The organism is Pseudoduganella ginsengisoli (assembly GCF_009720865.1).
In the GTDB taxonomy this organism is placed as follows: domain Bacteria; phylum Pseudomonadota; class Gammaproteobacteria; order Burkholderiales; family Burkholderiaceae_D; genus Rugamonas; species Rugamonas ginsengisoli.
Map to the genome: position 1 here is coordinate 499888 of NZ_WNLA01000001.1, position 18770 is coordinate 518657.

The following is an 18770-nucleotide window of genomic DNA, read 5'->3' on the forward strand; positions in this document are numbered from 1 at the left end:
TGGGCTCTAGTATGCCGCATTGGCGTAAATATTGCTTTCAGTTCGGGCATGACACGCCTCCCGCCCTCCCCTACGGCTGAACCGCCACAGCGCATCGTCAAGATCCGGCGCGACTACAACACGTGGGTCGCCAGTGAAACCATGGAAGATTACGCGCTGCGCTACACGCCGCGCGCCTTCCGCAAATGGCCGGTATTTCGCGTGGCCAACACCGCGCTGGGCGCGATTTCCTTCCTCGTGCTGGAAGCCATCGGCGGCGCCATTGCCATCCACTATGGCTTCGTCAATGCGTTCTGGGCCATCCTGGCAGTGGGACTGGTGATATTCCTGACCGGGCTGCCGATCAGTTATTACGCGGCGCGCCATGGCCTCGACATGGATTTGCTGACGCGCGGCGCCGGCTTTGGCTATATCGGCTCCACCATTTCATCGTTTGTCTACGCATCGTTCACGTTCATCCTGTTTGCGCTGGAAGCGGCCATCATGGCGTATGCGCTGGAACTGTACGGCGGCGTGCCGCTATGGCTGGGCTACCTGGCCAGCGCGCTGGTGGTGATCCCGCTGGTCACGCACGGCGTCACCTTGATCAGCCGTATCCAGATGATCACGCAACCGGTGTGGCTGGTGCTGCAAGTGCTGCCGTTTATCTTCATCCTCGCCAAGCGGCCGGACTTGCCCGCGCAACTGGCAGCCTTTGCCGGCGGCTCTCCCGGCAATGGCAAGTTCGACGTCCTGCTGTTCGGCGCCGCCAGCGCCGTGGGCGTGGCGCTGGTCACGCAAATCGGCGAACAAGTGGACTTCCTGCGTTTCATGCCGCGCCAGACTGCCGCCAACCGCTGGCAGTGGCATGCGGGCGTACTGGCGGCCGGTCCCGGCTGGATCGTGCTGGGAATCGCCAAGATGCTGGGCGGCGCGCTGCTGGCGCTGCTGGCCATCGACAGCGGCATCGCGCTGGCGCAAGCGGCCAATCCCAGCCAAATGTACCTGGCCGGCTTTGGCCTGGTGTTCAGCCATGGCGGGCTGGCCGTGCTGGCCACCACCGTGTTTGTCGTGGTCTCGCAAATCAAGATCAACATGACCAATGCCTATGCCGGCTCGCTGGCCTGGTCGAATTTCTTTGCGCGCCTGACGCACAGCCATCCGGGGCGCGTCGTGTGGGCGGTGTTCAATGCGCTGATTGCCGTGCTGCTGATGGAACTCGACGTATTCCAGGCGCTGGACCAGGTATTGGGCCTGTATTCGAACATCGCGCTGTCGTGGATTGCCGCCGTCGTGGCGGACCTGGTCATCAACAAGCCGCTGGGCCTGAGCCCGAAAGGCATCGAATTCCGCCGCGCCTACCTGTATGACATCAACCCGGTCGGTGTCGGCGCGATGGCGCTGGCGTCGGCGCTGTCGCTGGCGGCCCACAGCGGCGCGTTTGGCCCGCTGGCGCAAGCACTGTCGGCGTTTATCGCGCTGGCCACGGCTTTTGTTACCGCACCGCTGATCGCATGGGCCACGGGCGGACGCTATTACCTTGCCCGTCCGGTGCCTGCCAGCCACGCCGCGCAGACCTGCAGCATTTGCGAAAAAGAGTACGAAGGCGAAGACATGGCGCACTGCCCCGCCTACCAGGGGCCGATTTGCTCGCTGTGCTGTTGCCTCGACGCGCGCTGCAACGATGCCTGCAAGCCGCACGCGCGCTTTTCCGAACAGTGGGAAGGCGCCATGAAGGCGCTGCTGCCCCGTTCCGCGTGGCGCTACATCACCAGCGGACTCGGACATTACCTGTTGCTGATGATCGTCACCGCGCTATTCCTGGCCGGCTTGCTGGGCCTCGTCTATGTGCATGAAGAAGCCGTGCTGCGCGCGTCGGCGCCGGCGCTGCTGCCGCAATTGCAGCTGGCCTTCATCAAGGTGTTTGGCGCGCTGGCGCTGGCCAGCGGCATCGTCGCGTGGTGGCTGGTGCTGACCAGCGAAAGCCGGCGCGTGGCGCAGGAAGAATCGAACCGCCAGACCGGCTTGCTGACGCGGGAAATCGAATTGCACAGCCAGACCGACGCGCAACTGCAGCAAGCCAAAAAACTGGCGGAACAGGCCAACCGCGCGAAAAGCCGCTACATCGCCGGCATCAGCCATGAAATCCGCACCCCGCTCAACAGTATCCTCGGCTACGCGCAACTGCTCGATGGCGATGCCGCCATTCCCGAACACCGGCGCCAGGCCATCCGCGTCATCCGCGGCAGCGGCGAGCATTTGCTGTCGCTGATCGAAGGCACGCTCGATATCGCCCGCATCGAAGGCGGCAAGCTGAGTTTCGATATCCGGCCGCTGGCGTTCCCGGAATTCATCCACCAGATCGTGCGCATGTTTGAACAGCAGGCGGCCGGCAAGGGACTGGCGTTCCGCTATGAACAGCAGGGCGACCTGCCGGCGCAGGTGCGGGCCGACCGCAAACGGCTGGGGCAAATCCTCATCAATATCCTCGGCAATGCCGTGAAATTCACGCAGCGCGGCGGCATCGTGTTCCGGCTGCGTTATGCGCGCGACTTGGCCGTGTTTGAAATCGAGGACAGCGGCCCGGGCATCTTGCCGGAAGAAGCCGACCATATTTTCGAACCATTTTCACGCGGCAGCGCCAGCGACAATGGCGCGGCGTCCGGCACCGGCCTGGGCCTGCCGATCTGCAAAATGCTGGTGCAATTGATGGGCGGCGAGCTGACGCTGGCCAGCACGCCCGGCGCGGGCGCCACGTTCCAGGTGCGTCTGATGCTGCCACGCATCCACGCGGAAGCCCATGCGGCGCCGCCAGACCCGGTACGCACCGGCTACGCGGGCCCGCGCCGCAGGGTGCTGGTGGTCGACAATGAACAGGTGGACCGCGAATTGCTGGTGCAAATCCTGGCGCCGCTGGGCTTTACCGTGGAACAGGCGGAGTCCGGCGCCGATTGCCTGCGCCAATATGCAGCGTGCCGCCCGGATCTGGTCTTGATGGACCTGGCCATGCCGGGCATGGATGGCTGGGAAACCAGCCGCCTGCTGCGCGACGTGCACGGCGCGGCAACGCCGATCGCCATCGTGTCGGCCAACGCTTATGACAAAGGGCTGGACAACCCGGCCGGAATCCCCGCCGACGATTTCTTCGTCAAGCCCGTCAATGTGGCGGAATTGCTGGACTGGATAGGACGGCGGCTGCAGCTGCAGTGGATCGTCGAGGGCGATGGCGCGGGACAGGCGCCTTGCGCGCCGCCATCCGGCCACACCGGCGCGCGGCAGGAGGCGGACGGATATGCAGCGCCGGCAGCGCAGGCAGTGCCGGCGTCCGCGCCGCTTGCGGCGCTGCTGATCCCGCCCGCCGCGGAACTGCACGCGCTGCGCCAGCAAGTCACCGCCGGCTACATACGCGGCGTGCAGCGCCAGCTCGACGCGCTGGCCGCGCTGGATCCCGGCTACGCTCCGTTTATCGACGCCATGCGCGGCCACGCTGCCGCCTTCCGGCTGGACGCCATGGCGCAATTGCTGGAACAGGGAGAATCACCATGAACGCAGGACCAATGACGCTTGCCCCCGGAAACCGCGCCAGCCACGTCGTGCTGATCGTTGACGATGCGCCGGAAAACCTGGCCGTGTTGCACGATGCGCTCGACGAATCCGGCTATACGGTGCTGGTCGCCAACCACGGCGCGGCCGCAGTCGCGCGCGCCAATGACATGGCGCCGGACATTATCTTGCTGGACGCCGTCATGCCCGGCATGGATGGCTTTGAAGTGTGCCGCCGCCTGCGCGCCGGCATCGCCACCCGCCACATCCCCGTACTGTTCATGACGGGCTTGACGGACACCGAGCATGTGCTGGCCGCCTTTGCCGCCGGCGGCACCGATTATGTGACGAAACCCGTGCGGCAAAGCGAAGTGCTGGCGCGCATCGGCGCACACTTGCAAACGTCGGCGCTGATGCGCCAGGCGCGCAGCGCACTGGACGCCTTTGGCAACGCCGCGCTGGCCGTCACGCCGCATGACGGCCGCATCGTGTGGCAAACACCGCTGGCGCGCCAGTGGCTGCAGCGCTATTTCGACCTCGATGGCCCCGGCGTGCCGGAAACGCCTCCCGTGCTGGCGCAATGGCTGGCTGCCGCCGGCGATGCGCAGCGCGCCGGACGCAGCCACGCACCGCTGACCGTGCAGCGCGGCCAGGAACGGCTGATTTTCACCGCCACGGAAAGCAGTGATGGCGACCAATGGATGGTGGTGCTGCGGGAAGAATCCGACGCGGCGCAAGTGCAGGCGCTGATGGCGCTGTTCAAGCTGACATTGCGCGAAGGCGAAGTACTGCACTGGCTCACCAAAGGCAAGACCAACCGTGACATCGGCGATATCCTCGGCACCAGTCCGCGCACAGTCAACAAGCACCTGGAACATATCTTTGCCAAGCTCGCCGTGGAAACGCGCACGGCCGCCGCCGCGCTGGCCATGCAGCGGCTGCGTAGGGCGGATTAGCCGGCCAAGGCCGGCGTAATCCGCCATCGCATGGGCCGCCGAAATGCCGGCATTGGCGGATTACGGCTTCGCCTAATCCGCCCTACAGCACCTTACACCGCCAGATGCCGCCGCACATGTTCGCTATCCATATCGGCCTGCACGCCTTCCGCCACTACTTCGCCGCGCGACAGCACGACAAACCGGTCCGCCAGTTCGCGCGCGAAGTCGAAATACTGTTCGCACAGCAAAATGCCCATGTCGCCCCGTTCCCGCAGCAGGCTGATGACACGCCCGATATCCTTGATGATGGACGGCTGGATACCTTCCGTCGGTTCATCGAAAATAATCAGGCGGGGCCGCGACAGCATAGCGCGCGCAATCGCCAGCTGTTGCTGCTGGCCGCCCGACAAGTCGCCGCCGCGCCGGTGCAGCATCTCCTTCAGCACGGGAAAAAGCTCGAACACGTCGTCGCGGATGGCTGCCGCTTCCCGGCGCGGCAGCACGGCCATGCCCATCAAAAGATTTTCTTCCACCGTCAGCCGCGCAAAGATTTCCCGCCCCTGCGGCACGTACGCAATCCCGGCGGCGGCGCGCTGGTGCGGCTGCCAGCGCGTGATGTCGCGTCCATCGAACGACACTTTGCCGCGCGCCACCGGCAGCACGCCCATCAGGCATTTCAGCAGCGTGGTTTTGCCCACGCCATTGCGCCCCAGCAGCGCCACGCACTGGCCCTGCGGGACCGACAGCGACACGCCGCGCAGCGTATGCGCGGCGCCGTAATACTGGTTCAAATGTTCCACTTGCAGCATCAGCGCTCCTATCGTCCCAGGTACACTTCAATGACTTTATCGTCGGCCTGCACCTGGTCCATGCGGCCCTGCGCCAGCACCGACCCTTCGTGCAATACCGTCACTTTGCCCTGCTGCGCAATCTCCGCGACAAACCCCATGTCGTGTTCCACCACGACGATCGAATGCTTGCCGCGCAATTCATTGAGCAATTCCGCCGTGCGGGCGGTTTCCGCATCGGACATGCCGGCCACCGGTTCATCGAGCAGCAGCAATTGCGGTTCCTGCATCAGCAGCATGCCGATTTCCAGCCATTGCTTTTGCCCGTGCGACAGCAGCCCGGCCAGCCGGTTTTCGTGGCCATGCAGGCGCACCAGCCGCAGCACGCCGGCAATGCGGTCGCGCTGCGCCGTATCGAGCCGCGCAAACAAGGTGCGGCGCACGCCCTTGTCCATGCGGATCGCCAGTTCCAGGTTTTCAAACACCGTGTGCTGTTCGAATACCGTGGGGCGCTGGAATTTGCGGCCGATGCCGGCCGTGGCGATTTCCGGCTCGCTCATGCGCGACAAGTCCATGGTCTGGCCAAAGTAGGCGCTGCCCGACGTGGGCCGCGTCTTGCCGGTGATGACATCCATCATCGTGGTCTTGCCCGCGCCATTGGGGCCGATGATGCAGCGCAGCTCCCCCACTTCGATTTCCAGGTTCAGCTTATTGAGCGCGCGGAAGCCGTCGAACGACACCGTGACGTCATCGAGGTACAGGATTACGCCATGCGCGGTATCGAGCCCGTCGCGTTTGACGACGCTGTTCATGCGGCCTCCTTTTCCACTGCCGCCACGGAAACAGGTTCCGCCACGGCTTTTTCCCTGCGCTTGATCAGGCCCAGCATCCCTTTTTGCATGAACAAGGTCACGAGGATGAACAGCAGGCCCAGCGCGAACAGCCACAAGTCCGGGAACGCTGCCGTGAACCAGCTTTTCAAGCCGTTGACGGTGAACGCGCCCAGGATAGGCCCGACCAGGGTGCCACGCCCGCCCACCGCAGCCCAGATGACGATTTCAATGGAATTGGCCGGCGACATTTCCGACGGGTTGACGATACCCACTTGCGGCACGTACAGCGCACCGGCCACGCCGCACAGCATGGCGGACAGCGTCCACACGAACAGCTTGAAGCGCAGCGGGTCATAGCCGATGAACATCAGCCGCGATTCCGCATCGCGCACGGCTTGCAGCACCCGGCCCAGCTTGGAGCGGGCGATCCAGCGGCACAGCAGCAGCGCGCCCACCAGGCAGGCCAGCGTGGCCAGGTACAGCGCGGCGCGGGTTTCCGGCGCCGTCACGCTGTGGCCGAGGATGCGCTTGAAGTCCGTGAAGCCGTTATTGCCGCCAAAGCCGGTATCGTTGCGGAAGAACAGCAGCATGAAGGCGTACGTCATTGCTTGCGTGATGATGGAAAAGTACACGCCCTTGATGCGCGAGCGGAATGCGAAATAGCCAAATACGGACGCCAGCAATCCCGGCGCCAGCACGGCCAGCGCCATGCAATACCAGAAGCTGCCGGTGCCGGCCCAGTACCATGGGTAGGCGCTCCAGTCGAGAAACACCATAAAGTCCGGCAAATCGCTCTGGTACACGCCGTCGCGGCCGATGGCGCGCATCAGGTACATGCCGTGCGCATACGCGCCCAGTGCGAAGAACAAGCCGTGGCCCAGCGACAGGATGCCTGTGTAGCCCCACACCAGGTCCAGCGCCAGCGCGGCAAGCGCATAGCACATGAATTTGCCCGTCAAACCCATCGCATAGGCCGACACGTGCAGCGCATGGCCGGGCGGGAACGCCAGGTGCAGCACAGGCAGCAGCGCGGCTGCCCCCGCCACCAGCGCCAGCACGGTCCACGCCGGGCGCGAAAACATCACAGGGCTGCTCATTCGACACTCCTTCCCTTCAGCGCAAACAAGCCTTGCGGGCGGCGCTGGATAAATACAATGATGAAGACAAGGATGGCAATCTTGGCCAGCACGGCGCCCGCGACCGGTTCCAGCAGCTTGTTGACTTCACCCAGCCCCAGCGCGGCAATCACGGTGCCAGCCAGCTGGCCAACGCCACCCAGCACCACCACCATGAATGAATCAATGATGTACGCCTGGCCCAAGTCCGGCCCCACATTGCCCAGTTGCGACAGTGCGGCGCCACCCAGCCCGGCAATGCCGGAACCGAGGCCGAATGTCATCATGTCGATGCGGCCGGTGGGCACGCCCACACAATCAGCCATGCGGCGGTTTTGCATGACAGCCCGCACGAACAGCCCGAGCCGCGTACGCGTCAGCACCAGCCACACGGCTGCCACGACGATGCAGGCAAAGGCAATGATGGCGATGCGGTTATACGGCAGCACCAGGGTGCCCAGCACAGTGACGCCGCCCGACATCCATGCCGGATTGGCTACTTCCACGTTTTGCGCGCCAAACAGCGTGCGCACCAGCTGCATCAGCATCAGGCTGATGCCCCACGTGGCCAGCAGGGTTTCCAGCGGGCGGCCATACAGCCAGCGGATCACCGTGCGTTCCAGCGCCATGCCGGCCAGCGCGGCCACGATGAAGGATGCGGGCAGCGCGGCCGCCAGGTACCAGTCCACGGCGCCCGGCAAATAGTGGCGGAACAGCGCTTGGCAACCGTACGTCGTATAGGCGCCGATCATCAGTAATTCACCATGCGCCATGTTGATGATGCCCATCAATCCAAACGTGATGGCCAGGCCCAGCGCGGCCAGCAGCAGCACGCTGCCCAGTGAAATCCCGTAAAACAGGTTGCCGACGAATTCCGTGCGCGCGGCGCGGCTGTCGATAGTGTCCAGCGCAGCCTTGGCGGCAGCGCGCACGCCGGGGTCAGGGTCGCCGCTACCCGCATCGCTACCCGCATCACTACCCGGTCCACGCGCCACCATCGCCTGCAAGATTCTCCGCACATTCGGATCCATGCTCCCTGCCAACGCCGTTACCGCTTGCTTGCGCGTGCCCGCCTCGGGCGCATGTAAATCCGCCACGGCCAGCAACTGCTGCAGCAGCACGGCAATTTCCCCATCCGTTTCCACCTTGGCGGCCTTGCGCAGCAGCGTACTTTGCGCCGCATCGGGTTCCGTGCCCTGCAACGCGCGCGCAGCAGCCAGCCGCTCATTGCGTTGCGGCGACAGCAGCGCCAGCCCGGACAGCGCGGCATCGACCGCGCCCCGCAAGCGGTTGTTGACGACAATGCCGTCGAGCCCCGCCGGCGCGGCCACAGCCTTGCCGGTGGACGCATCGAGCGTGCTGCCGCCTTCGGCGACAAACACCTTGCCATCCGGCGTTGCATACAGCGTTTCATTTTTCAAAGCCTGCAGCACGCGGGCCGCATCGGCATCGGCTTGCGCCGCAATGTCCGATACGGCTTGCACGCGCGCGTCAGGGTCGTCGCCCGCCAGCGCCTGCAAGGCGGCGGGGGCGACAGCGGCATATGCCACCGGCCCTACACTGCCCTGCAGGACCAGCGCGGCACTGCACAGCAGGTAGCGCCAGGTTTTCATGCTCAGCCTCCTCCGTTACATGCTTTGTTTGCCTTCGTTACCCTTGATGAAAGGGCTCCACGGCTGCGCGCGCAGCGGCTGCTTGGTTTTCCATACCACGTTGAACTGGCCGTCGCCCTTGATCTCGCCAATCATGACGGGCTTGTGCAAGTGGTGGTTGGTGGCGTCCATCGTCAGCGTGAAGCCCGATGGCGACTGGAAGCTTTGGCCGCCCATCGCGGCAATCACCTTGTCGGTATCGGTGGACTTGGCTTTTTCCACAGCCTGCGCCCACATGTGGATGCCGACGTACGTGGCTTCCATCGGGTCATTGGTGACGGCCGTGGCGGCATTCGGCAATTTCTTCGCGGTGGCGTACGCTTTCCACTTCTTGATGAATTCCGCATTCACCGGGTTCTTCACGGATTCGAAGTAATTCCATGCCGCCAGGTGCCCCACGAGCGGCTTCGTGTCAACGCCGCGCAACTCTTCTTCACCGACCGAGAACGCCACCACCGGCACGTCAGTGGCTTTCAAGCCCGCGTTACCCAGTTCCTTATAAAACGGCACATTGGAATCGCCATTGATGGTGGAAATCACGGCAGTTTTGCCGCCGGCCGAGAATTTCTTGATGTTGGCAACGATGGTCTGGTAATCCGCGTGGCCGAACGGCGTGTACGCTTCATCGATGTCGCTGTCTTTCACGCCCTTGCTCTTCAGGTAAGCGCGCAAGATCTTGTTGGTGGTGCGCGGGTACACGTAGTCCGTGCCCAGCAAGACAAAACGCTTGGCGCCGCCGCCTTCCTTGCTCATCAGGTATTCCACGGCGGGAATTGCTTGCTGGTTCGGCGCCGCGCCCGTGTAAAACACGTTCTTTTCCAGTTCCTCGCCTTCATACTGGACCGGGTAAAACAGCAAGCCATTCAACTCCTTGAAGACAGGCAGCACCGACTTGCGCGACACGGACGTCCAGCAGCCAAATACGGCGGCCACCTTGTCATTGGCGATCAGTTGCCGGGCTTTTTCCGCGAACAGTGGCCAGTTCGATGCCGGGTCCACCACCACCGGTTCCAGCTTCTTGCCCAGCACCCCGCCCTTGGCATTGATTTCATCGATGGTCATCAGCGCCACGTCTTTCAGCGACGTTTCAGAAATGGCCATCGTGCCCGACAGCGAATGCAGGATGCCGACCTTGATGGTGTCGGCGGCGTAGGCCGGCAAGCCGGCGGCCAGCAGCGCGGCTGCGGCGGCAATGCGGGTAACGAACGTACGGCGTGCGTGCATGGTGTCTCTCCTTGGGTTTGGTTAGTACTGCAGTTGCAGCGCCACGGCGAATTTCGACAGGCTGGGGCTGCTGGTGACTTTGGTGCGGCTGTAGACGGCGCTCACTTGCGCGTTGTAGCCATCAATGATGTAGTGCAGGCCGGCGTCGGCCTGGCGCGTATCGATATTGGTGTCGGGGGAGAATTTCTGGTAGCGCACAAACGGCTGCAGCTTGCCGGCGCCGGCCGCGAACAGGTAAGCGGCCGCCGCGGAATACGCCTTGCCCTGCTCGGACTTGATGACGCCATCCGTGTCATAGTCGTAATACGCGGCTTCCACCGAGAAGGCGCCGCCCGGCACCCGTTTCTCCAGCAGGAAGTCGATATTCCACGCGCTGTAATCACCGGTGCGCGCGGCCGTCAGCACGCCTTTCGATTGCTGGCGCGCGGCAAAGCCGATGGCGAGGATATCTTTGCTGCCGAGGTAATTGCCGGTGCCGTAGTAGCCAGGTTCCGCATCCCAGAAATCGTATTGCACGCGGCCCGCATACATCAGGCTGTCCGACGCTTTCACGCCCGCCGCCTTGGCCTGGTTTTGCGTCAACGACGCTATGCCGAACGTGTGGCCTTCAAACGCGCCAAACGAATAGCCGAGCTTGCCGTCGGCAGCATTGCCCCACGCGACCACGCCATCGTCGCGGCCACGGAAAATGCCGCCGTTATAGCCATAGCGCGATGCGACGCCGGCCCAGTAGCCGCCACCCAGCGAATAATACGGGCCGGCCATGTTGGCGCGGTCACTGGGCGACAGCAGGCGGCCGGCCCAGATATTGAATTCGGGCGCTATGGCAAACTGGCCGGCCGCATCGAGCACGCGCACCTGGCTGCCATCCCATTCCGTGTTGAGCATGCCGCCGATTTGCTTGTTCAGCTTGGCGCCGAAGAACAAGCGGGCGCTGTCCAGGTTGAAGTCATTGGAACGCGACGTGCCGTTCGGCGCCGCATCTTCCATGCTGGTATAGCTGGCGCGCATGCCAAAGCCGACGCTGACGGACTGGCCGTCGCCGAACGGGACGGTGGCGCCCGCGTGCGCAGACCAGGGCGCTGCCGCCAGGGCGGACAACAGCATCAGCGACGCTGGGGATAACGGTGTTACCTTCATTCCGGGCCTCTCTCATGTGGTGGTGATCAGATGACATGAGATTAACCACGCTATGCTGCACTGCACATACGTCAACTGACGTACGCCGCAACACAAACTATTGCTGCCGCAACGCCCGCGTGGCTGCCGACAGCGCAGCCGGACCGGCAGCCATCGCACCTGCCGCCAGCAACAGGACACACGACACCAGCACGGCATGGCGCGTACCGGCCAGCGCCTCAGCCGCCACCGGCGACGCGGCCAGCGCGCCATAGACCGCTACACCCAGCGCCCCGCCCACTTGCCGGGCAGCATTCAACACGGCGGACGCGGTACCGGCCAGGCGCGGTTCCACGGCCGACAAGATCGATGTCGTCATGGGCGGCACCGCCAGGCCCATGCCGGCCGGGATCAATACCAGTCCCGGCACCATGGCCGCCACCGGCGCATCGGCCGCAATGCCGGCCAGCGCCAGCCACCCATAGCCGGTGGCGGCAATCAGCGCACCTAACATCATCGGTAGCCGCGTGCCGTGGCGCGCTACGACTTTGCCGCTGGCCAGGTTGGACAGGATAAACGTGCCAGTCAGCGGCAGAAAAACAAACCCGGCCTGCATCGCGCCCATGCCGCGCAATTGCTGCAGATACAGGCTGAAAATGAAGACCACGCCGTAATAGGCAAAGTTCACCAATACGCCAAACATGACGGCGCGGGAAAAGGCGCCGCTGGCAAACAGCGACAGCGGCAACATGGGCGCGGCACTGCGCGACTCCACCACGACAAACAGTGCACAGGCCGCACCGGCCAACACAAAGGCGCCCCATACCAGCGGATGCTGCAACCCCAGCGCATGTACTTCAATGACGGCGCCGACAAACGCAGTCAGGCCAAGCACCGCCAATATTTGCCCCGGCCAGTCAAAGGCACGCTGCGGATCGCGCCGTCCACCATCCTTGACGGAGCGCACGGTCAGCCAAAAGCCTGCCAGGCACAGCGGCACATTGACCCAGAAGATGCTGCGCCAGCCCATCCATTCCAACAGCGCCGCGCCCAGCACGGGACCGGCGGCAATCGATACGCCGCCGGCCGCCGTCCACCAGCCCACGGCTTTCGCCAGCAACGGCTTGTCATGGCCATAGGCGGCATTGAGTATCGCGAGCGAACTGGGCACCAGCAGCGCCGCCCCCACGCCCTGTATGGCGCGGGCCAGGTTCAAGCCCATTGCGGTGGGCGCCAATGCGCACGCCACCGATGCCGCAGTGAACAGGGCAAAGCCGGCCAGGAATGCGCGGCGCGAACCGGATTTGTCGCCCAGCACGCCGGCCGACAGCAGGAACACGGCAAAGCCCAGCGTGTACGCATCGACTACCCATTGCAATTGCGCCACGTGCGCGTGGAGTTCGGCGGCAATGCGCGGCAGCGCGACATTGACGATGGTGACGTCGAGCTGGACTATGACGAAGGCAAAGCTGCATGCCAACAAGATGAGAGGGGATGGATGTGCGGTTTTCATGCCTACACTGTAGCCGCCCTTGCACATCCCATAAAATGAATAATAATGATTTAAACCATCTTAAATTGAGAATCTTATGGATTTGTCGGCATTGCGGATATTCAAAGCCGTGGCGGAAGAAGGCAGCGTCACGCAGGCGGCAGCCCGGCTGCATCGCGTGCAATCGAATGTATCGGCCCGCCTGGGCCAGCTGGAAGAAGGTTTGGGCGTCGCGCTGTTTCACCGCTCCGGGCGGCGCATGTTAATCACCAGCGAAGGCGAGCGCTTACTTTCGTACGCTGACCGCCTGTTGCAATTAGCCGAGGAAGCGCAGGCAGCCGTGGCCAATGCTGGCACGCCATCCGGCTTGCTGCGCATCGGCGCGATGGAAACCACGGCGGCAGCGCGCTTGCCGAAAGTGCTGGCGGCCTTCCACAGTGCGTATCCGGACGTGGATTTACAACTGGAAACGGCCCCGACGGATCCACTTGTCCAAAGCGTACTGAACTACAAGCTCGACGTGGCGCTGGTGGCGGCCCCGATTGAACGCGACGAATTGGCGCAGCACGCCGTGTTTGATGAAGAATTGGTGCTCTTGACGGATCCCACCCATGCGCCCGTGGCGTCGCCGCACGATGTCGCGCGCCGCGTCATCCTGGCGTTCCGTAGCGGGTGCGTCTACCGGCGGCGGCTGGAAGCGTGGTTTGCGGAAAGCAGCGTGCCGCTGGCGCGGGTGTCGGAATTCGGCACGTTTGAAGCGATTATCGGCTGCGTGGCGGCCGGCATGGGCGTGGCCGTGATGCCGAAAGAGATCATGCAGTTAAGGGATTACCGTGGCACGGTGGCCATGCATCCGTTGCCGGAACATATCGCCCGCGTACAAACCATGCTGGTGTGGCGCAGCGATGTCGTGCACCACCCGGCGCGCGCAGCGTTTGCCGCCGCGTTTTAACCGCGCATTGGCATCCCTACGCCAGTGGCGCCAGCACGTAGTCAAACGTGTAATAGTGCTTGCCGTTCTCTATGCGGATATTCAGCTTGCCACTGAGCCCGGTCAGGTCGCCGCTGCCGGAATCCGGCACCACCAGCACGCTGAGGCTGCGCGTGCCACGGTCCATGATGCCGTTGTGCTGCAGCGTAAAACCGCCTTTCATGCCATCGAGCGTGCCTTCGACCCGCTCCATGGCGACATAACCGGCCGAGTTCGGCTGGGAACCCATAAAGCTCAGCATTTCACCGTTGCCGCTGGCGGCCAGGGCGCCGTGGTAACGCTTGTCCAGCACCATGCGGCCCAGGCCAAAACCCGATGCCCCGACGGACATCCGTTCCGCGGACATGGTGACGTCAAATTCTCCGGTCACGACAGGCATACGGCTCCTCCAAAAATTAAACTGGTTCGCATGCCAGTGCATGCAATTTGCTGATGGTGCTCCAGTTGCGGGTCGTCACGCCATCGCCCAGCAACTTCCCCATGGCCGCCGCCACGCGGCTGGCCAAAACGCCATCGACGCACCACAGGTAAGCCGCCCAGCGGCCCAGTGCAAACGCTTCCGGTTCCCAGTGCTGGTTCGCCAGCGGCACCAGTTTTTCCCGGTCAGCGGGATTATTCAACACGGCCACCAGCAAGCGCGACGGGTCGCCCGCCGCGCTGTTCAGGCAATTATCCTGCACCACGTGCATCAATTGCTCGGCATCCAATACCGTGACTTTCGACGCCACACCCAATTTCAATACCAGTGCTTCTTCGATTTCCGTGGCGGCGCCGTCCGCGCGCGCCTGGGGGCAGTCGTACACGACATTGCCGCTGTTGAGCAATGTCCGCACCCCAGTAAATCCCAGCCCGGTCAGCAGCGCCCGCAAGTCCGCCATGGCCACGCGCTTGGCGCGGCCCACGTTAATTCCTCGCAGCAACGCAATCTGCCTGCGTGTACCCATACCAGCCTCTCCTGATGTTACCAGCCGCAAGTATGCGGCAGATGGACTTGGTGCGGCGCGCCGCTTGGCGGCTGGCGGTCACGCATGCAGGCGGGTATCCGCATGCGGCTCCTGGTGATCGCCTTCGGATGGCGTCACGCGGGGGATACGCAGCACAAAGCTGGCGCCCTCGCCCAGCACGCTGGCGACGGAAATTGTGCCGGCAAATTGCTTGGCGATCAGGTTGAAGACGATGTTCAAGCCCAGGCCCGTGCCGCCCTGGCCACGGCGGGTCGTGACGAACGGGTCAAACACTTTGTCCAGCATGTCGGGCGGAATGCCTTTGCCATTGTCGACCACTTGCATTTCAATCCAGTCGCCATCGGGTTTCACATTGATACCGATATGGCCTTCGGAATCTGCATCGAACGCGTGCTCGACGCAATTCAACGTCAAGTTGGTAATGACTTGCGCCAGTGCGCCGGGATAGCTGTCGAGCACGATGTCCGGCGGGCAGTCGATATCGACCTGGATATGTGTTTTCTTTAACTTCGGCTGCAGGCTGGACACCACTTCACCGATGTATTCGCGCAATTCAAAGCGGCGCCGCGCTTCGCTGACCTGGTCGACGGCAATTTGCTTGAAGCTGTGGATCAAGTGCGCGGCGCGGTACGCATTGTTCATGATCAGCCGCGTGCTTTCCTCCGCAGTTTCCAGGTATTTCAAGATGTCGGACTTTTTAATGGCGCCATCGGCCACGGACTTGTGCACTTTTTCCGTCGCTTCCATCAAGATCGACGCGGACGTCAGCGCAATGCCGACCGGCGTATTGATTTCGTGGGCCACGCCGGCCACCAGGCTACCCAGCGACGCCAGGCGCTCTGCCTGCAACAGCGATTCTTGCGTACGCTGCAAGTCCGCCATGGCTTTCGCGGTCGCCGCCGCGGCGCGCCGCGCTTCATCTTCCGCTTCGCGCGTGCGGGCAATAATGGCTTTCACGCGGCGCTGGATCGCGTTGAAGCCGCGGATCACGTCGCCCAGTTCGTCACGCCGGTTATCGGGCAACTCGCCCACTTCATCGGAGCCGCGCGTGGCCAAATCATGCAAACCGTCACGCAACTGCTTCAGCGGGTCGAACACTATGCGCAAGCTCAGCGCCAGCGCCGCCACCAGGATCAAGTCCAGCAACAGCACTTCAATGACTTTGCGGCGCACTTCCGCCGCCAGGGTGGCGTCGATTTGCGCACGGCTGAAATTGACGACCACGCGGCCGACAATCACGGGTTTCGGGGCATTGCCTGCGGCGCCGGCATCGCGGTAAGCAAGGTCTGCCACCACCGGGGTGCCGGCAATCTGGCTATCATGCTCGATTGAAATAATCGAACCGTTTTCCTTACGCAGCTTGCCGGAAAATAAACCGACCGACGTATCGTAGACGCGGATCGACACCAGTTCCGGCGGCAGCATTTCCGCCGCGACGATGTTGTCGACCTTGGCTTTATCGAGGTCCCACAGCGCAGACGGCAAGCTGGTTTGCAAGCGCGTCAGCACGCCCTGGCGCAAGCGCAAGTTACTGGTTTCCAGTTCATGGCTCAGGCTGTATTGCGCGTACGTACCCGAAATCGCCAGGACCAGTGTCACGATGACGACGAACAGGAAGGTCAGCCTACCCTGTATACCAAACATTACTGCTCCCCAGCCTATTTAATGGCAAGGTCCCAATGTACCTGCAAGCCTAGCTTCTTGGCAAGATTTAACACAGTGCGTGGCCCTTGCAACGCGATCTCCTTGCATTGAAGATACACGGCGAGACATGCGGTATGCCCGATGGTAAGATCGGTCAACGTTTGAGGAGCCCCTAATGACAGCCAGTTACCAGCACTTGCCGCTGGCCCAGGTCGAGCCTGGCATGGTCCTGTCCGATGAATTATTGGACGTGCAAGGCCATATTTTATTGCCACAAGGCACCGTTCTGACGCAATCGATGCTCGACTTGATGCCGCGGCACGGTATCACCATGCTGCCGATTGCCATATCGGAAGAGCCGACTGAAGAAGAGTTGGCAGCTGTCCAGCAGCGCCATTTGGAACGCCTGGCACATTTGTTCCGCAAAAATGATCCGGACAGCGATCAGGATTGGGCCACCGGCCTGTTGTTCCGCTTCGTCAAAGATTACCGCCTCGGCTCGCTGCCTAAAGAAGAATGACCTCCATGCTGAATTACGACGATATTGTTAACAACCTGGAAGATTTGCCATCACTGCCTGCCGTCGTGATGGAATTGCTCAACAGCATAGACCAGGAAGATGTGGATATTTCCGTGCTGGCCAAGAAGGTATCGCACGACCAGGCGCTGACGGCAAAAACCCTGCGGCTGGCCAACTCGTCGCTTTATGGCTTGCAAGTGAAAGTCACGACGATCCAGCAAGCCATTACGTTCCTGGGTTTCCAGACCACACGCAACTTGATCACTGCCGCAGCGGTGACAGGATGCTTCGCGGAAAAACATTGCAAAGGCTTCGACCACAAAGCGTTCTGGCGCCATTCGATTGCCAGCGCGGCTTGTGCCCGTGTACTGGCGCGGCAAATGCGCTTCAACCAGGATTACGCATTCACGGCAGGTTTGCTGCACGACATCGGCCGCCTCGTGCTAGTGGCCTGCTTCCCTAAGGAATATGAGAAAGCCCTGGTATACCGCGATGAAAAAGATTGCTACATGATCGAAGCGGAACGGGCCGTGCTGGGAATCGACCACGTGGAAGCGGGCATGGCGCTGGCGGGACATTGGAATTTCTCGGATACGATGAAATTGGCCATCGCCCACCATCACACGCCGGAAGCCCAAGGGGCAGGCTTCCTTTCTGCCATTATTCACGTGGCGGACGCCGTTGCCCATGCGCTGGACTTGGCGCAAATGCCGGACGGACTGGTGCCGCCCGTATCGACCGTGGCCTGGACGGCGCTGGGTCTGGATGAAGAAGTGTATTTACAACTGTTCCGCGAAACGGAACTGCAATACGAAGAAATTGCTTTGGTACTGCTCAGCTAAGCTGACGCTCCGGCCGAAAAGGCACTCCGGCGGAGTGCCGGTCATACGATGGGGCCCAAGGCCAGATTAGCCGGCCCTGGTCGGCTAATCTGGCCGGCCCCGCAGCGCAGCCCATTCCCTTCAGTGAGACATACCAGCATCCGCAGTTTCCTGCGGTGCAGCCTGCTGCGGACGGTCTTCTGGTTTTGGACGGCCCTGTGCGTCGGACAAGCGATATTTGGTGCGGCGGTCGCCCATCAAATCGCGCAAGTCGCGAATACTCATGCCAGTGACTTCATGCATGCGTATCAACAGCGAAGCGCCTACCGGCAAGCGGTGATGGCGGATTTTACTGATGACTGGCGGCGCCACTTCCAGCATGCGTGACAGCGCTGCATCGTTTTTCAGCTGCATCTTGCCGAGCAGCATGTCCAGCAAATGGTTAGGATTGTAGCTTTCCTGGGAAGATAAAGCGTGGTGTCCCATGGTAGTCCTCGTCTAAGTGAGTTGTCGAGATTCTGGAGCGTGTTGCAATTCAAATACTATGCTTACTCCAGCCCGTTTCAGCCAAGTCGCGACTAGCGGAAGTTGGGAGTTATCAACGATTCGCTAGAATTCTTAGCAACAATGCCATTTCAACACACGAGGATATTCCGTGGCGCACGAAAGGACAGCAGGAAATTATTACGGGGGAATGACGGCGCCATTTCGAACGATATGGCGCCCGGGGGTCAGGCCGTGGTATTGATGTTTTGGCCGATGCGGGAAGCCAGCGGGCTCAAGGTCTGGCTGGCCAGCAACGATTCTTGACGTTGCTGATTGGAATTATCCGCTTCCTGCGATTGCCGGGCCTGCTCGGCACGCTGCGCGTCAGCCGCTTGCGTCGCCTGGGTTGCGGCATCGGCCTGCGCCTGCTCCGTCCGCTGCTGCTCTTCCAGCCGCGCCTGGCGCGCCTGTTCGGCACGCTGGTCGTTGGTGACGCTGGTAAGTTGTGCGGGGCTGCTCCCCACGCCTGAGATGGATCCGACGGCCATGGCGCTCTCCTTAATATTTCGACTCTAGGGCATCTTGCGCGAAAGGCAATGCCAGAACTTCAACAGGACGGGAAAAAGCTCCCGAAAATGCCGCTGCGCGGCGCTTTGGCCA

At 62.5% G+C, this 18770-nt stretch carries 17 protein-coding genes; 5 read left to right on the plus strand and 12 right to left on the minus strand.

The window, feature by feature from the left end; translation table 11 throughout:
* Nucleotides 1-48: 48 nt before the first annotated feature.
* Nucleotides 49-3525, plus strand: a complete 3477-nt coding sequence (locus GM668_RS02110; RefSeq protein ID WP_155437263.1) for an ATP-binding protein — start codon at nt 49-51, stop codon at nt 3523-3525.
* Complete coding sequence (locus GM668_RS02115; RefSeq protein WP_229498825.1) at nt 3522-4478, plus strand: response regulator transcription factor; 957 nt, start codon at nt 3522-3524, stop codon at nt 4476-4478. Before GM668_RS02110 ends, GM668_RS02115 begins: the two co-directional genes overlap by 4 nt.
* Nucleotides 4479-4570: 92 nt before the next feature.
* Here the strand turns inward: GM668_RS02115 and urtE are convergent, their stop codons facing one another.
* From urtE to GM668_RS02150, 7 genes are all read right to left on the minus strand, one after another.
* Complete coding sequence (urtE, locus tag GM668_RS02120; RefSeq protein ID WP_155437264.1) at nt 4571-5269, minus strand: urea ABC transporter ATP-binding subunit UrtE; 699 nt, start codon at nt 5267-5269, stop codon at nt 4571-4573.
* Nucleotides 5270-5277: 8 nt separating this feature from the next.
* Nucleotides 5278-6060 carry an urea ABC transporter ATP-binding protein UrtD gene (urtD, locus tag GM668_RS02125; RefSeq protein ID WP_155437265.1) on the minus strand — a complete coding sequence of 261 codons (783 nt, stop codon included), beginning with the start codon at nt 6058-6060 and terminating at the stop codon, nt 5278-5280.
* Nucleotides 6057-7178: an urea ABC transporter permease subunit UrtC gene (gene urtC, locus GM668_RS02130; RefSeq protein WP_155437266.1), complete on the minus strand. Its 1122-nt coding sequence runs from the start codon at nt 7176-7178 to the stop codon at nt 6057-6059. The genes urtD and urtC overlap by 4 nt, the downstream gene beginning before the upstream one ends.
* Nucleotides 7175-8809: an urea ABC transporter permease subunit UrtB gene (urtB, locus tag GM668_RS02135; protein ID WP_155437267.1), complete on the minus strand. Its 1635-nt coding sequence runs from the start codon at nt 8807-8809 to the stop codon at nt 7175-7177. The genes urtC and urtB overlap by 4 nt, the downstream gene beginning before the upstream one ends.
* A gap of 15 nt (nt 8810-8824) precedes the next feature.
* Nucleotides 8825-10072 carry an urea ABC transporter substrate-binding protein gene (urtA, locus tag GM668_RS02140; protein WP_155437268.1) on the minus strand — a complete coding sequence of 416 codons (1248 nt, stop codon included), beginning with the start codon at nt 10070-10072 and terminating at the stop codon, nt 8825-8827.
* A 21-nt stretch (nt 10073-10093) separates the two neighbouring features.
* Complete coding sequence (locus GM668_RS02145) at nt 10094-11179, minus strand: porin (RefSeq protein ID WP_155437748.1); 1086 nt, start codon at nt 11177-11179, stop codon at nt 10094-10096.
* A gap of 130 nt (nt 11180-11309) precedes the next feature.
* Entirely contained in the window at nt 11310-12704 is a 1395-nt protein-coding gene (locus GM668_RS02150; protein ID WP_155437269.1) for an MFS transporter, read from the minus strand.
* A gap of 76 nt (nt 12705-12780) precedes the next feature.
* Between GM668_RS02150 and GM668_RS02155 the strand changes: the two genes are divergently transcribed.
* A complete protein-coding gene (locus tag GM668_RS02155) occupies nt 12781-13635 on the plus strand; it encodes a LysR family transcriptional regulator (protein WP_155437270.1) in 855 nt (284 codons plus the stop codon).
* Between the two features lie 16 nt (nt 13636-13651).
* Here GM668_RS02155 and GM668_RS02160 read toward each other — a convergent pair whose 3' ends face one another.
* The 3 genes from GM668_RS02160 to GM668_RS02170 all read right to left on the minus strand — a co-directional run bounded on the left by GM668_RS02160 (nt 13652) and on the right by GM668_RS02170 (nt 16283).
* Nucleotides 13652-14053 carry a DUF3224 domain-containing protein gene (locus GM668_RS02160; RefSeq protein WP_155437271.1) on the minus strand — a complete coding sequence of 134 codons (402 nt, stop codon included), beginning with the start codon at nt 14051-14053 and terminating at the stop codon, nt 13652-13654.
* Between the two features lie 16 nt (nt 14054-14069).
* Nucleotides 14070-14618 carry a DUF1697 domain-containing protein gene (locus GM668_RS02165; RefSeq protein ID WP_155437272.1) on the minus strand — a complete coding sequence of 183 codons (549 nt, stop codon included), beginning with the start codon at nt 14616-14618 and terminating at the stop codon, nt 14070-14072.
* 78 nt (nt 14619-14696) lie between these two features.
* Complete coding sequence (locus GM668_RS02170; protein WP_155437273.1) at nt 14697-16283, minus strand: sensor histidine kinase; 1587 nt, start codon at nt 16281-16283, stop codon at nt 14697-14699.
* A gap of 175 nt (nt 16284-16458) precedes the next feature.
* On the opposite strand from GM668_RS02170, the gene GM668_RS02175 reads away from it, so the two are divergent.
* Complete coding sequence (locus GM668_RS02175; protein WP_155437274.1) at nt 16459-16803, plus strand: hypothetical protein; 345 nt, start codon at nt 16459-16461, stop codon at nt 16801-16803.
* Nucleotides 16800-17645, plus strand: a complete 846-nt coding sequence (locus GM668_RS02180) for an HDOD domain-containing protein (RefSeq protein WP_155437275.1) — start codon at nt 16800-16802, stop codon at nt 17643-17645. Before GM668_RS02175 ends, GM668_RS02180 begins: the two co-directional genes overlap by 4 nt.
* 120 nt (nt 17646-17765) lie before the next feature.
* On the opposite strand, the gene GM668_RS02185 is transcribed toward GM668_RS02180, so the two are convergent.
* Together GM668_RS02185 and GM668_RS02190 are read right to left on the minus strand one after the other, a co-directional pair.
* The gene (locus GM668_RS02185; RefSeq protein ID WP_155437276.1) at nt 17766-18110 is read right to left on the minus strand and encodes a hypothetical protein; all 345 of its coding nucleotides are present in this window, start codon (nt 18108-18110) and stop codon (nt 17766-17768) included.
* Nucleotides 18111-18355: 245 nt separating this feature from the next.
* Entirely contained in the window at nt 18356-18658 is a 303-nt protein-coding gene (locus GM668_RS02190) for a hypothetical protein (RefSeq protein ID WP_155437277.1), read from the minus strand.
* Nucleotides 18659-18770: the final 112 nt, after the last annotated feature.